This is a genomic window from Bremerella sp. JC817 (genome assembly GCF_040718835.1).
Lineage (GTDB): Bacteria > Planctomycetota > Planctomycetia > Pirellulales > Pirellulaceae > Bremerella.
The window spans coordinates 163,801-179,073 of sequence record NZ_JBFEFG010000280.1; the positions used below are offsets into that span (position 1 = coordinate 163,801).

Consider the following 15,273-nt stretch of genomic DNA (forward strand, 5'->3'; position numbering starts at 1 on the left):
TCAGTTCCACCCCGCCGTGGATAACGAAAGATTGGTCACCAGATTTATGATAGGCAGGAAGATTCCGATGGCACCAAAAAGAACCGAAGTTGCGGCCAACAAAACCAGAATTGGGAGAAGTATTTTCATCGCTGGCGCCATCCGCAACAGATGCCGACGACGCTTTCCGACGGAGACCTCCTTAAGCGCCCACGCCAGATTGCCAGCCTCTTGAGCCGAAGTGACCAGCGCTGCTTCCCCCCGATTCAAAACACCTTCCATCCGTAGGGCTTCAATCCAGTTGCCGCCGGCCCTTTGCTGGGCATGCACATGCCGGGCAATCCGCCGCACCCGGTCGGCCGGGAACTTGGTCTTGATCACCTCCAAGGCACTTTGCAGCGGCAAGTCGGCCGCGACCACTACCGATAGTACGTTCAGCAAGCGACATTCGTTCAACGGACCATGCACCCAACGCAGGCCCCAGGGGAGCTCGCTAAACCAACCGAACTGCACCATCACCACCATCAAAAACAGGAGGAAGGCAATCGGAATCACAAAGTACAAGCACCACAAGATCACGTCGGTCGACCATTCGCTCCAGCCCCAGATCGCCGGGAACGTGCTCGAACCAATATCGAAATCGTTCAGAATCATCGCCAAGACCGGCTTGATCTTCGCTTCCATGAACGTGAGTAACGCGACCTGGAAGAAACCCACCATCACCACGGTGATCAAGCCGCCGAGGAAGATGTCGAGGTTGCCATAGTTCACGGTGTCGTCACCGGTGAATCGCTTGGAATGTCGATTCACTTCCGGAATGCTTCCCAGGGCACTTCCCAGTTCCAGAGTCATCAACGTTTCCGCGGGCAGGAACACCTTCGACTTGCGGGCCGCGTCGACCATTGGCATGCCGGCACCCATCGACTTGGCCAACTGACCTGCCCGGCGTTCTTGAAGCCCGGTTGCTTCCTGCCGATAGGCCACCACGCTGGCGATCGGCGGGATCCCTTTTTCGAGCCCTGCCAAAACAACCGACATCAGCCCGCGATTCTCCATCACGCGATACCGCTGAATCCCGAAGCCAAACAGGACCAGGCAAACAAACGGAATGAGGATGATCGCCACGAAGCCCGACACACCAACCCACCAGCCCATGCCGCCAATGCAGATGAATAGCCACGCCAACAGTCGCAGCGAGCGACGCATCATCGTCGGCTGCTCGTGCGTGGTGCTATCCCACTGGGTAGCCAGAACCAGCAGGACCATCCCAAGCAGGACAGCCATCCACAGATTCTGAAGGTGATAAAATACGTCCATTTAGCTCAACGCTTGAATGAGATCGATCATCGGCGAAATCAACACCGCCAAACGAATGGCCGCCCAGAACAGCGCCGCCAGCACGATGGTGGTGATAAACGGAGGTCCAATCTTTCGAATCAACTCACGCCGCAGCGCGAGGCGTTCTTTCAACAGCAGCTCGGCACTCTCGAGGGCTTCGTCCAATTGGCCACTTTGTTCGCCCCAGCGAATCAAAGGCAAGATCGACGAAGGAACATCGAACGAGTTCTGCCAAACCTCGGCCAGTGACTTGCCTTGTTCCAATTGTTCGCCCCAGATGACAACCAGTTCAGAATAGCGTCGACTGGAAACAGCATCTTTCAGCAGCGGCAACGCTTCCGAGATTGGCAGCCCCTGGCGAATCAAGATTCGTAGCTTTACCAACAAGTCGAGAACTTCGTACCACCAATGCACCTTGCCCAGGATCGGCAAACTGCGACGCAGCATGGCGGCCTGGGCTGGGGTTAGACAGGCCGGAATCAACAGCATGCCTACCATGCCCAGACAAAAGAAACTGGTCCAGGAAATCGTGGTCGACTGGAAAATGGCCGGGTCGAATGGCAGGTCGAGTTCAAACTCTTCGTAGATCGACATGAACTGCGATTGGATCATCGGCATGATGAACACGTTCAGCAGGTCAATCAGCACCAGCGTTACCGTCGCCAGCAACATCGGATATGAAAGGGCGGCCCACAGGTCTCGCCAGTATTCTTTACGCCAGCTTTCTTCTTCCAGCAGATCGAAGAGGGTATCCCCGAGCCGATTCGACTGGATGCCAGCGACCAGTAGTTTTTGATGGTACTTCGGCAGACGCACGAAGCTAAGGTCGTGATCGACCAGGGGATTACCCCCAGCACGTACCTCGGCAGCCAGTTGATGGAAGGCCTGTTTCAGCTTTCGGCGCGAGGCCTCTTCCGCAAACGCATCCAACCCTTCGTCCAGCGGCAAGCCCGCCTTCGACAACTCGCTGATACAACGTAGCAGTTCGGCCGATTCCTCTTCGTTCAGTTCGATCGTCTGCGGCGGCGAAGTCGCCACGGATGAACCTCCGGTCGACTCGTCCAAGCCGGACGGCGCGCGATCCCGATCGGAATCGTGGTTCGAATCTTCCAAAGGTGATTGCATGAACGAAACGCGGGGAAGGGGATTTAGTTAGCGGGAATCAACACGTAGCGAAGAATAGAAATCCAAGGAATGAAGAGCATCAAGGCATACAACACCACCACGATGCCACCAATGCCCAGCGTCGCGTAGATCGGCAACTGGTTCTGGATCCAAAGGCTCTGGCGCCGGGCCTGGGCGAAATATCTCTGCCCGGCCAAAGCCAGGCTCTCGGCTAAGGCATCAGGTTCGAGCTTCGACGCCAACAACCAACGACTGATTGGCGTTAACTCGGCTGGAGCGGAATGCACGTCCCCTTTTTCAATTCGGTCGGCCCACTCTTTGCCGCTGGCGGTCATCTTGCGGCTACCAGTGGCGGCGGTGGCCAGTCGCACCGCTTCTGGCAAAGGACATTGATGTTTCAGCAACAGGCCCATCAGGTCGAATACCATTGCCCACTGACAATTGCGAGCGATCTTCCGAGCCCCAGGTAATAGCCAGGGCACGATACCATTGCCCAGAAACAGCGACGAAGGCCAAACCTGAAGCAGAGCGATCAACAGTAGCATCAGCGTGCCGATCGGGATCAAGGCGAGGAACATCGGTCGCAGTGCCAGGAAGAAATCGATGGCGGTATAAATGTGCGAGTCGGCCGGAATGAACGAGGTCTCGCAGACCGTTCGCATCTGGTGCAGCTGCTCCATCCCGATCGTGGCGCCGAATACGCCGGTCAAAATCAGAATAATGGCGGGATACACCGAAGCCGTGAGGTACGAGATCCGCACCTTTTGAATCCGTCGAGCGGTGGCGGCGATATCCTCTAAGGCAGAGGTCAGGCGACCACTTCTCAGCCCGGCCGTCACGACAGCCCGGTACATGGGCGGGAAGCCAGTGCCAAGTTCTTCGATCGCTTCGTCGAGCGATTGCCCGGCATGAATTCGCTGAGCAAGATCCTCACCCAGTCGACGCAGCCGGCCGCTGAGTTCCTTGCTCATCCGTCCCAAGTGTGGGTCGAGAGGCAATTCAACCCGCGATAGAGAAATAATCTCGGCGTTTAAGGCGAGAATATCTTCCAAACGGTATGATGGACGAGACGATGCCACACACACTTTCCAGAGAAAAGAATCGAAAGCCGAACCGTCGTATTCTAGCAACCAATCCCCCTCGAAGGAAGAAATCGGCTACTTTGTCTGCACTCAAATTTCCCCTGACATGTCTCGTCGCGTGCCTGGTGGTTGGCTGCCAGAAGCCGGAAGAACCTCCGAAACCGACGCCTCCGCCCATTCGTACCGAGTCGATTGCCCCGGCCCAGACCCCAGAGCCGACCGCCAAGATCGATCCGCCAGCGACCGTTCAACAAGACTCGGACCGGACCGTTCGGCTTTCCCCTTTGATGGCCGCCCTGGCCGGAAAGCAGCTAGAAGTCGACGATCGCGACCGGATTTCAGGCTTCGGTACCCGAGCCGACCAGGCGATCTGGCAAGTTCATTTGGCCGTTCCTGGCACCTACCGAGTCGAGGTCGACGCCGTTTGCTTGAGCCCAACGCAAGAAGCGCAGATGCGCATTCACATCGGAGAACGGCGATTCGTTGAAGAGAAGATCACGCTGAGTAAAAACGATCAGCCGGTGATAACGACGCAAATGGGAGAAATCACTCTGGACGCTCCGGCCGACTATCGCGTCGTGGTTGAGATGACCGGAATCCCGCTGGTGGGAGAGTTCGCGATGACCGAGATGCGACTCGTTCCCCTGGAAGATGAACCGCTCCCGCTACCGAAGTTCGAGGCCGGTGACGGGTCGCCTCAGAAGTAGGCTGGTTCAGCCGAAAGCTACTTCTGTTTCTTCTGCTGCTTCAGAATCGATACGATAAAAAACATTGCTATGCCTCTCTCAAAAACCGTTGTTCCTATAACCATCTTAAGCAGAACCCAATCAGGTTCGCTGTGGTTAGCCGAATTTAGACGAGAGTACGGCTCTACTTGTTCCATCGGCGGTTTCACGGGCGAATGATTGCCCAAAACCGAAAGAATGCGTCCCTTCGCTGCGGGTCGATGGAACCGTATCTCACCACAGCAGTGCTGGCGATCCCCGAGAGATTCTGCCTGCTGAATTCACGCGAGGGGCTTGTCAGGCGCTAGTAAATTTCGCAACATTTCTCAAAAGCTCCTAAGATTTTCTCATTGTTACCTCGTCGGCCCGGGTTAACCTCAAAGGTTTGCCCGCTCCTCATGCTCCCGCAATAGTTCACAGGCAGCCCCAATGCTTGAAACGATCATTACGCTTGGTTCGTTCGTCTTCTTCACCGCGCTTGTCGGTGCCATCACCTGGGTTCTCACCCGGAAAGACGACCATAGCTCGTCGGCTGGTTACTTCCTGGCCGGACGCTCGCTGACTGGCGGTTACATCGCTGGCTCGCTCATGCTGACTAACCTCTCGACCGAACAATTGGTTGGGCTCAATGGAGCAGCCTTCAAAGATGGTATCTGCGTAATGGCCTGGGAAGTCCTGGCCGGTGCCTCGCTGGTGATCATGGCGTTGTTCTTTCTGCCACGTTACTTGAAGAGCGGTATCGCGACGATTCCGGAATACCTCGAGAACCGCTTCGGCGACTCGACCCGTGCGATCACGTCGCTGATCTTTATCGTCGCTTACGCAGGGATCTTGCTGCCCATCATCCTTTACACCGGGGCGATGGGGCTGAGCGGTATCCTTGATATTAAAGGCATTCTGGGCATTACCCAGGACGCAACCGCCAGCGGTGCACCGGACGCCGGCATGAGCGGTGCCGACTATGGCATCTTGTGGGGCACCGTTTGGTTGATCGGCATCATCGGTTCGGTCTACGCGATTTTCGGTGGTCTGCGAACGGTTGCCGTCTCTGATACCATCAACGGCTTCGGCTTGCTGGTGGGTGGTTTTCTGATTGTTTACTTCGGTCTGCAAGCAGTCGGTGGCGATGGCATCTTCTCCGCTTTGAACACGATGCAGGAAGCCCACCCCGAGAAGTTCAACTCGCTCGGACCGTCCACGTCTTCGGTGCCATTCACCACGCTGTTCAGCGGCGTGCTGCTGCTCAACTTGTTCTATTGGTGCACCAATCAGCAGATCATTCAGCGTACCTTCGGTGCCAGCAGCTTGAAGGAAGGGCAGAAGGGCGTGCTGATGGCGGGCGGCTTGAAAGTTCTGGCCCCGATGATCCTGGTTGTGCCTGGTTTGATTGCCTATCACTTGTATGGCGACACGATTGCTAACGACCAGGCCTATGGCGAGTTGGTGAAGAACGTCTTGCCGAAACCACTGGTTGGCTTCTTTGCCGCGGTGATGGTGGGTGCGATCCTCAGCTCGTTTAACTCCGCTCTTAATAGCACGGCAACCTTGTTCAGCCTGGGTGTCTACAAGCAGATGCTGCACCCCGATGCCACCGACGATCGCGTGATCTGGTCGGGCAAGGTATTCGGTACGATCCTGGCGATCGTCTCGATGACCATCGCTCCGCTGCTGGCGGGCCAAGAGAGCATTTTTGGTTACCTGCAGAAGATGAATGGCTTGTACTTCATCCCAATTTTCTCGGTCGTTTTGGTCGGAATGATCTCGAAGCGTGCTCCGAAGATCGCTGCTGACATCGCGCTAATCACTGGCTTTGCCGTGATCGCGATCTTCTATTTTGGCATTCAGCCTCTCACTGCGGGAAAATCGTTCGACTTGAACCAGTCGTTCTACGACTTCCACTTCCTGGGCCTGGTCTTCATTATCCTGGTTGCCTTCCAACTGCTGATGGCATTGGTCGCACCACGCGATACGCCTTACGTCCAGGAAGATGCCGGCGTCGTCGACATGACCAGTTGGCCGTTCGCCTGGCCCGTCGGCATTGGCCTGATTGTTGTGGTGAGCAGCATCTATATCTACTTCGCGAAACCGGAAGTGATCTTCCCGCTGGTTCCACCTCCATCGGCAGAAGCGGCCGAGGTTACCATTCCGGAACTCGAAAGTTAGATCGAGCCGGAAGCGACATGATCGCGGGCGAGGCTACGAGGTGCCTCGCTCGGACTGAGCGATCATCACCTCGAGACATTCTTTCAGATGGGTTCGTGCTCGATGCAGTCGACTGCGAACCGTTCCGACAGGCAGTTCCAGCACGTCGGCGATGCGATCGTAGTCCATCCCTTCCAGCTCGCGCAGGACGAGTACGTCGCGATGCTCTTCGGTAAGTTTGCCGATGGCTTCATGCACCTGGCGAACGCTCTCTTGCTGTTCCAGACGATGCCCAGGTCCTTCGCCTCGATCGACCGGCTCGTTGCCGATGTCTTCCCGTACCTGATCGATCGAGTGCACCTTCTTACGTCGACGACGATGGCTGATCGCGATGTTAAACGAGATGCGATAGAGCCATGTGTAGAAGGCACTGTTGCCCTGGAACGATCCCAGCTTCAGATAGGCCTGGACGAACGACTCTTGCACAACATCTTCGGCATCCTCTTTGGAACCGAGGATATGCAGCATCGTGTTGAATAGTCGCTGCTGGTAACAGCGCACAATCTCTTCATAGGCAGCCGAATCGCCTTGAAGAATGCGCTGAATCAGAAACGAGTCGTCGGACACGAAGAACTAGCCAGAAGGTTGAGATGAGGAGTGATTGTTGCCAGGTAACTGACCAACGAGCCTCAAGGGGACCGCGACGAGTGGCTCAATGGGGACGAAGAAAGGATAGCTTCATCGTAGCTGAAATATCGAGCTTTATCGAGGTTCCAGCCGAGGTTGCCACTAGGAAGGATCGCGATGGACCGTATCGGGCGAGAATGCCGGCAAACAAACGGCAATATATTCGGCACCTTCGGAATGGGGACTACTGTAGCGAATCCATTCTCCTTTTTTCGCAATTATTGCCTGACCCGCCGAAACGGCTTGGACACCTTCCTTCGATTCCACGGTCAGCTCGCCTTTGAGAACCAGCGTATATTCGTCGAACTGCGGCGTCTGCCCCGGTTCGACCCAGCCACTGGGGCTGATCATGCGAGCGATGCTCACCTCCGACGTTTGCGAGTTTACGTGACCGATAAACTCTTGAATGACCTTCGGCTTATTGCCGGCGGCTTCAATGATGGAAGGGGCAGGAATAAATGTCGGCATGAAGGGGGCATCCTGAAACGAGAGTAGACTCCCAGAAAAGATGCCCCATTCTTATGCACTAACGCGCGGCCAGGCAAGTGGCTCTTTGCGGAGCCGGGCATAGACAAACAGCGTGACCGACAGCAGGAAGATCACCACGCTTACATTCTGCGAAATCGTCAGGCCAGTTCCACCGATCGCGTACTCGTCGGTTCGGATCACTTCCAGCAGGAAACGAGCGACCGAATAGAGCCCCAAAGTCAACGCGATGACTTCCCCATCCACTTTGCGAAATGGATAGTACGCCAACACCAGCAGACACAAAATCAAACCATTAATGCTGCTGTAAATCTGTGTCGGATGAACGGGCAACGAACGCGCCGGCAACTCATCGACATGCAGCGGCACCGAGCCCTTATCCTTGAGCTTCATCTCCAGTAAGCCACGCGATGCTTCTTTCGTCATCCAGGTCGCCATCAAGCGACTTCGCAGCACTTCCATCGGTGGAACCGGCTGCCCCTTCAAGGCATATCCGTTGATGCTAAGCACCGTATCACCGATCTCGATCTTGTCGTTCTTACTGGCGGCCGAGTCAGGCAAGATGTTCGCGATCCGCACATCCCCTTCGTCGTCCTGGGCGAACAGCAGACCATAGAACGAACCGTTCTCCATGTGCCGCTGAAATGGTGGCGAGTCAGGCGGAAACTGCACGGCGGTCGGCAAGGTGCAAAGGCCGCCGTAGCAGCAGCCATTCATGAAACAGCCAAGCCGACCGAAGAACATGCCAATCATCAAGCTTGGGGCGATCAAGTCGGCCAACGCGAGGGGGGGGATTTGCTTGCGATAACAAAACACGGCAAACGAAACCGCCGCACCGATCAGCGAACCGTACACCACGATTCCCCCTTCGGTTACTTTGAAGATCTCGCCAAGCGTTGCCCGCCAATCGCCGGGACGATAGAAGTTGTCCCAATATTGAATCACAAAGAAGACGCGCGCACCGATCACACCGCAGACGATTATCACCATTGCCAGTGAATAGATGACTTCCGGATTGAGTCCCATCCGCTGGGCACGATACGCCGCCAGGCCAACCGCGGAAACAATCGCCGCAACAAGCAGCACACCATAGCCACGCACCGGAAAGCCCCACTGGCCCGCCTCTTCGACCCGCAGCATCGGCAACACGTAGACAATCGCGGCCGAGACCACTACGAACAGCGGTAGATGTCCCAGCAGCTCTTGCTGGAACTTGGGCTTTCGCGAGAGTAGCCCAATCCAGATGGCAACGATGATGCCCCAGACGATTAACAGCCATCCCCAGCCCACCACAGGCAGGCCAAAAAGTTGCTCAGGAACGGGGATCAATAACAGGGTGCGTTGCACGATCGGTATCGGGGAAAAGAGGATTACGGAACATCCACCGGGCTGAACAACATGTTGTCGATCAGACGTGTCGTTCCGACCCGAGCAGCCACCAGGATAACGACCTGGGCATCGATTGTCTGTACCGATTCCAGGGTCGTTGGGTCGGCTACGGCAATGTAATCCAGCTTACCAATCCCGGCTGCCGCCAGCGTTTGCTCCATTGTACGCACCAGTTCGGCGGCGTCTCGCTGACCGGCGGCGATTTGCTGGCCTGCCTCGGTCAGACTTCGTGAAATGCTCAACGCAACTTCACGCTCTTCCGATGACAGATAGCGATTCCGCGAGCTCATCGCCAAACCATCCGCTTCGCGAACGATCGGACAACGCACGATTTCGATCGGCACAATCAAGTCACGAACCATCTCTTGGATGACGCGGACCTGCTGAAAGTCCTTCTGCCCGAAGTACGCCTTGTCGGCCGGGGCGGCTTGAAACAGCTTCAACACGATGGTCGCCACGCCGTCGAAATGCTCTGGCCGAAATGCCCCTTCCAGTGGAAGCGACACCTTGGGAGCTTGAACCACCGTCGAACTGCCGGGCGGGTACATCGCTTCCACATCCGGAACCAGCACCCACACGGGATCGAACCGGGAAAGCAGCTTCAGGTCGGCATCGAGCGTTCGGGGATACTTTTCGAAGTCCTCGCCCGGGGCGAACTGCGTTGGATTGACGAAGATCGTCACGACGGTCACGTCGCATTCGTTCTGCGAAGCTTCGACCAGGCTCAAGTGCCCTTCGTGCAAAGCCCCCATCGTTGGAACGAGTCCCACATGCTTGCCGGCGGCTTGAATCTTGCGGATCTCGGCGCGGAGCAGGGCAGGGTCGTGAAACACTTTCGGTTGAACAGCCACTGGACGATTCCTTGACGGAAAGAAGACAGCAACGGCGAACAATGACGCTTAGCTTGTGGTCTAAGGCACCTACAAAAAAAGGGCTGCGCGAGATGCACAGCCCTTCTTTGTTCAAGTGAACCAGGTCGTGATTTAGACCAGGTTCGCGGCACGCATCTTGGAAGCCTGGCCAGCTTGACCGAAGGCAACCATGCGATCGATACAAACCTTCTTCATCGCTTCGCGAGCTGGAGTCAGGTAAGCACGTGGATCGAATTCCGATGGCTTTTCCATCAGGATCTTACGGATGGCACCGGTGATGGCCATACGGTTGTCGGTATCGACGTTGATCTTACGAACACCGCTCTTGATACCGCGTTGAATTTCTTCGACAGGCACACCGTAGGTTTGCTTAATTTCGCCGCCGTACTGGTTGATGATGTCTTGCAGTTCTTGAGGAACGCTCGAGCTACCGTGCATCACCAGGTGGCAGTTTGGCAGACGCTTGTGAATCGCTTCGATACGATCCATGGCCAGCACGTCGCCGGTAGGAGCCTTGGTGAACTTGTAAGCACCGTGGCTGGTACCGATGGCAACGGCCAATGCATCGACGCCGGTTTCGGCAACGAAGCGTTCGGCTTCTTCTGGGTCGGTCAGCAGCTGGTCGTGGCTCAGTTCGCCTTCAGCACCGTGACCATCTTCTGCTTCGCCCATGCCGCTTTCCAGCGAACCCAAGCAACCCAGTTCGCCTTCGACGCTCACGTTCTTGGCGTGGGCCATTTCGACCACCTTCTTGGTGACGTCGACGTTGTATTCGTAGCTGGCTGGGGTCTTGCCGTCCGCTTCCAGCGAACCGTCCATCATCACCGAGGTGAAGCCATTTTCGATGGCGCTCATGCAGGTTTCAGGGCTGTTGCCGTGGTCCTGATGCATGACGATTGGAATGTTCGGGTAGAGTTCCGAAGCGGCCAGCATCAGGTGACGCAGGTAGTTGTCCTGCGAGTACTTACGAGCACCACGCGAAGCCTGAACGATCACCGGCGAATCGGTTTCCTGGGCGGCTTCCATGATCGACTGGATCTGTTCCATGTTGTTCACATTGAAAGCAGCCACGCCGTACGAGTTTTCAGCAGCGTGATCCAACAGCACGCGAAGGGGAATCAAAGCCATGAGGTCTCTCCTGGTTCAAAGCGATAACATGGCTGCGTGAGGAATCACAAAGCCCCCTAGGGCAGCCCGACTATTTCTCAGAAAGTCGTTATTATCAGAGAGTTTGCGGCGTGGGGTCAATCCCCTGTAGACTCGTCAAAGTGCGAGGGAATTACACCGTCCGTAGAGTCTTCGTTAAGGGGGAAATTTTCCTTGACAGTGTCGCGACTCTGGAAAAGATCGTCGAATTGTGTGCCCGCCAGGCGAAGCAACATGATCTGACGTCGCGTTTTGCCGCCGTTTTCACGCTCGAAAAAGCTCTTGCCCAAGCCCTTCGCCTCGGTGGTCCCACTGATGATAAGGGTCTGCCCCGGCTCGAGGATGGCCGAGAACTCGATCTGCTCGAGGACCTTTGATTCCTTGCGTGTCTCGATGCGGAACATGCCTTCGCCTGCTTCGACATGCTTCTTCGGCTGGCCGTGATGAATCTCAGGCGTAACAACCACCTGGACGCGGCCATCGTTCTGAGGATAACCCTTCAGTACGAACTTCGATTCGGCATCGTAATAGGTCTGACCCCGCAGCGTGCCATCGACCGTTTCCAATAGCGACAACTCTGGCTGGGTTGGCACCATAACATATTCAATGCGTTTGCCCCGCGGGAACCGGCGGCGATTGATGGCGACCTTCTCGTCGCCGTCGACGCGCACCATCTGCTCGCCGTTAAGACCTTTGTTGCCATCTTCTTTGCTGCCGATGATCTCGCGAATGGGAGCCGGCAGATGGAAATCGATGATCCCGACTCGGAACCCGTTGGCCATCAGCTCGCGACGTTTATCGAGGGGCAATGCCTGCTCGTCGATCTCTTCCCAGATGCTCTGGCATTTGGTCTCATCGAGGCTGGTGAGCGAGACCCGTGCGATGTCGAGCATCACGGTGTCTTCCGATAGCGGCCGGCTTGGCAGTTCACTCGGAGCGCCCAGTTCTTCTGGTTCCCACAGCGCACGACAGCCCCCGGCGAATAGCAACGCCATCAGAAGCAGTGTGGTTGTCCTTCGAGCATCCATGCCAGAAGCAATCTTCGATGTGGGAAAAGCAGGCCGTCGCCAAGCGCGCGTAGCACTTGGCGGCTGGATAGTAGGAAAAGCGTCAAGCTGCCGCAAGCGAGGTTTCTCGCGACGCTAGCAGCTTGCCTATTCCCCTGCTGGCAGAGGGACCTGGGCCGGGTTTCGCAAGTAGGAAATCAGATCGATGAACTGCTCGTCGGTCAGCAAGCCACCTTCCTGATTCGGCTCGGCTCCAAGCTGCAGATCGGGCATCGGCGAAAGACTGGTCTTCTTCTGCGCTTCGATCCCTTCCTTCTCGACCGTCACGCGATCGGTCGGCGTTTGCAGGGTGAGCGTCCGGTCGGTTTCTTCCGCCACAATCCCACTCAGCACGCGGCCATCGTCCATCTGCACCACCGTCATCCGGTAGTCGGCACTGACCACGGCGCTAGGGTCGATGATGTTTTGCAGCAGGTAATCGAGATTGCTGCGATTGCTGCCGGTCAGGTCCGGACCGATGTTGCTTCCATCGCCGTACAGGCGATGGCACTTCGCACACAAGCCACTAAAGACGACACGTCCCTTGCTCATGTCGGCGCCGGCCAGGGCATCTTCCGTGAGGCGACCTTTCCAGTAGGCCATCGCCATCTGCTTCTCTTCGCTCGACTCGCGAACTTCGCCCCAGACGTCATTCACACGCTTCGAGAGCGTATCGTCTCCCAGGTTTCGCAGTTGACGAACATGGAACGCCGTCACGTCCGACTTCCGAACTTGCCCCTTCGCCAAGGCATCCAGCAGGACATTCGCGAAGCTTGATCGCGACAACAGAATCGCCAACACCTCAGGCCGTTGTGGTTCGCGGAAACGACGATAGTTCTTCACCAACAGCTCGGCAGCGGCGGGATCGTTGAACAATGCCATCCCGCGGGCTGCGACCACATTCACGCTGGGGGTGGTGATCAACTTCTCGCAAATCTTCCGCAAGTCATCCGGCTTTGCTTCGATGAGCGAGGCCAGCGCCGAGCAGCGAATCTGCGTGTCGGCCTCGTTGTTCATGGCCAACGCCCGCAATTCGTCGAGGGCCCGGCCGTCGCCAAACACGGCTCCTAGTTCGCGGAGTTTCTGCGAGATCTCAGGGTTGTCGATCTTGGCGAGCTCGGTTGAAGACGCGTCCCAGGCATCGGGCTTGCGAGCCTTCGACCAGCCTCGGAGTGCTTCGCTCATCCCCGCCAAAACAGCATCCGCCTTGGCAGGATCGAACTTCGCGGCCTGGGCGACAACGGCATTGATGGCCGCAGGATGCTTTTCAATTTCTTCGGTCAACCGCCGCGTAATCAACTTCGTGGTCGTTGGCCAGGTTGAAGCGGCGACCACTTCCACCAACTGCCCTGGCTTCTGCTCGGCCACTGGAATGAGCCCATACCAGGTCATCAGCGGCAAATTGTGATCTTCGGCGTACTGGGGATGCTTGACCAATTCGGCCGCGACCGCCGTTCGCATCTCGACCGGCAGGCGATGCATGGTCGAAGTCAACGTCAGCAGCACCAATCCCGATGGATCGCTCTTGGCCATTTCAACCAGCTTCGGCAACAAAGCCTTTGCTTCGGCCTCGACCTTCGCGGCTTCCTTTTTGTTTCCAGGAACAGGGCCGTGAATCCCATCGAGCGGCCACTGGTCGGTCAGCAATCGCAACGCCCAGACGCGAATGTGTTCGTTCTCGTCCTCCAGCAGCGATGTCAGCAGTTTCGGATCTGCCGCTCCGATCGCGTTCAGCTTCCAGAGATATCGCAGCCGATTGCGAGCATGCTTGGCATCGGACGTCATGGCCTGGTCCGGCGTGGTCTGCTCGACCATCGACTTCAACAAGTCGGCCAGCGGCGTCATGTCGTTGCCGGCCATCGCTTGTTCCTGCAGAACCAGCCGAGCCATCCGCGGGGCCCAATTGTTCTCTAGCTGCTGCACCATGGGATTCAGGAAATAGGTCTCGCCGGAAGGTGGCCGCTGAAAGCGACTCGCTTTGTCGTACGAAATGCGATAAATCCGTCCGCTGGTGCGATGCACGCCGGTATGATCGTGGCACTCGCCGGTGTCGCTCCAGTCGATGATGTAAACGCTTCCGTCAGGGGCGGTGCTCAGATCCATGCCGCGGAAAAAGGGATCACCACTCTTCAAAATGTCTTTACCATGCTTGCCGACGTAGCCGCTTCCCTCGCGTTCGAGGATCTCTTGATTAGCCCGGTAGCCATGCATGTTGAAGGTGAACAAGTTGCCGCGATACGCTTCCGGCCAGTTGTTTCCCTGATAGATCATCATCCCCACATGGGCATGCCCGCCGCCGAATTTGTCGGCTGCCCCGTCGCGTGAGTCTTGCCAGCGGCCGGTCGTATCGAAGTGCCAATGGTCGGCATGATGATCGATTAGTTCGTACGTGTGCGGATTGGGATCCAGGGTGAACGACTGCTTGAAGTGAGCCCCTGGGATGGTGTGCCAGAGATGGCCATTCACCGTGTTGATAAAGAACAGTTCGCCGAACTCGTCCCAGTCGTGTCCCCAGGGATTGGTTGTGCCGCAGGTGAGCACTTCGACATGCTTTGTCCGGGGATCGTACCGCCACATGCCCCCTTCCAGATGATGCCGCTGCTCGTCAGGCGTTCCAGGCAGACCGATCAGCCCAGGGCACGAGTGTCCACAGCGACCGTAAAGCCAGCCATCGGGACCGAATCGAAGACCGTTGGCGAAGTTGTGATAGTTGTCTTTCGCGACCGTGAACCCATCCAAAACGACTTCGGCCGGACCATCAGGCTTGCCATCGTGATCGGCGTCAGGCACGAACAAGACATTCGGCGGACACATCAGCCAGACGCCACCCAGGCCGACTTCGACACTGGTCAGCAGCTGGACGTCGTCGACAAACACGTTTCGCTTGTCCAGTTTGCCGTCACCGTTAGTATCTTCGAAGAAAAGCACCCGATCCCGCAAACTGCGGTCGAACTTCATGCTGGGCTGATCGTACGTATAGTTCTCTGCAATCCACAAACGTCCCTGGGAATCCCAGGTCATCGCGATCGGATTCTGGACGTCGGGTTCGGCGAAGACCACTTCCGCCTGAAAACCTTCCGGCACCTCGAAGCTGGCAGCCGCCTGGTCTGGGGGCATCGGCTGGGCGTCTTTGTCGCGTTCCGAGTTGTGGGGCTGGGGAAAGTCCGCCAGGACGGGACTGGCCAGCAGAAACAGGATCAGAAGGCTTCGCATGGAGTTTGCTCGTAAGACGGGACGCAAGGAGGGGGGCTAAGGA

12 protein-coding genes are annotated in these 15,273 nt (G+C 56.8%); 2 read left to right on the top strand and 10 right to left on the bottom strand.

Translation table 11 applies throughout. The features are described from left to right. The 3 genes from AB1L30_RS18925 to AB1L30_RS18935 form a co-directional block, all read right to left on the bottom strand. On the bottom strand, nucleotides 1–1,263 hold the full coding sequence (locus AB1L30_RS18925) for a type II secretion system F family protein (protein WP_367014963.1): 1,263 nt from the start codon (nucleotides 1,261–1,263) through the stop codon (nucleotides 1–3). Nucleotides 1,264–1,296: 33 nt separating this feature from the next. Next, a complete protein-coding gene (locus AB1L30_RS18930; protein ID WP_367014965.1) occupies nucleotides 1,297–2,355 on the bottom strand; it encodes a type II secretion system F family protein in 1,059 nt (352 codons plus the stop codon). A 110-nt stretch (nucleotides 2,356–2,465) separates the two neighbouring features. Further along, nucleotides 2,466–3,527 (bottom strand): type II secretion system F family protein, encoded by a 1,062-nt coding sequence (locus tag AB1L30_RS18935; protein ID WP_367016446.1) that lies wholly within the window; start codon nucleotides 3,525–3,527, stop codon nucleotides 2,466–2,468. Between the two features lie 77 nt (nucleotides 3,528–3,604). Here AB1L30_RS18935 and AB1L30_RS18940 point away from each other — a divergent pair, with 77 nt between their 5' ends. Together AB1L30_RS18940 and AB1L30_RS18945 are read left to right on the top strand one after the other, a co-directional pair. Next, nucleotides 3,605–4,231 (top strand): hypothetical protein, encoded by a 627-nt coding sequence (locus AB1L30_RS18940; protein WP_367014967.1) that lies wholly within the window; start codon nucleotides 3,605–3,607, stop codon nucleotides 4,229–4,231. Nucleotides 4,232–4,678: 447 nt separating this feature from the next. Next, nucleotides 4,679–6,412, top strand: coding sequence for a solute:sodium symporter family transporter (locus tag AB1L30_RS18945; protein WP_367014969.1), 1,734 nt, complete (start codon nucleotides 4,679–4,681; stop codon nucleotides 6,410–6,412). Nucleotides 6,413–6,445: 33 nt separating this feature from the next. On the opposite strand, the gene AB1L30_RS18950 is transcribed toward AB1L30_RS18945, so the two are convergent. From AB1L30_RS18950 to AB1L30_RS18980, 7 genes are all read right to left on the bottom strand, one after another. Then, complete coding sequence (locus tag AB1L30_RS18950) at nucleotides 6,446–7,018, bottom strand: sigma-70 family RNA polymerase sigma factor (RefSeq protein ID WP_367014971.1); 573 nt, start codon at nucleotides 7,016–7,018, stop codon at nucleotides 6,446–6,448. Nucleotides 7,019–7,180: 162 nt separating this feature from the next. Next, the gene (locus tag AB1L30_RS18955) at nucleotides 7,181–7,546 is read right to left on the bottom strand and encodes a hypothetical protein (protein WP_367014973.1); all 366 of its coding nucleotides are present in this window, start codon (nucleotides 7,544–7,546) and stop codon (nucleotides 7,181–7,183) included. A 51-nt stretch (nucleotides 7,547–7,597) separates the two neighbouring features. Continuing rightward, nucleotides 7,598–8,911 carry a prolipoprotein diacylglyceryl transferase family protein gene (locus AB1L30_RS18960; RefSeq protein WP_367014975.1) on the bottom strand — a complete coding sequence of 438 codons (1,314 nt, stop codon included), beginning with the start codon at nucleotides 8,909–8,911 and terminating at the stop codon, nucleotides 7,598–7,600. 23 nt (nucleotides 8,912–8,934) lie between these two features. Beyond that, nucleotides 8,935–9,804: a pantoate--beta-alanine ligase gene (gene panC / locus AB1L30_RS18965; RefSeq protein ID WP_367014977.1), complete on the bottom strand. Its 870-nt coding sequence runs from the start codon at nucleotides 9,802–9,804 to the stop codon at nucleotides 8,935–8,937. Between the two features lie 132 nt (nucleotides 9,805–9,936). Then, a complete protein-coding gene (fba, locus tag AB1L30_RS18970) occupies nucleotides 9,937–10,953 on the bottom strand; it encodes a class II fructose-bisphosphate aldolase (RefSeq protein ID WP_345090345.1) in 1,017 nt (338 codons plus the stop codon). A 116-nt stretch (nucleotides 10,954–11,069) separates the two neighbouring features. Further along, a complete protein-coding gene (locus tag AB1L30_RS18975; protein ID WP_367014979.1) occupies nucleotides 11,070–11,999 on the bottom strand; it encodes a hypothetical protein in 930 nt (309 codons plus the stop codon). 126 nt (nucleotides 12,000–12,125) lie between these two features. Continuing rightward, complete coding sequence (locus tag AB1L30_RS18980) at nucleotides 12,126–15,230, bottom strand: PVC-type heme-binding CxxCH protein (protein ID WP_367014981.1); 3,105 nt, start codon at nucleotides 15,228–15,230, stop codon at nucleotides 12,126–12,128. Between the last annotated feature and the right edge of the window lie 43 nt (nucleotides 15,231–15,273).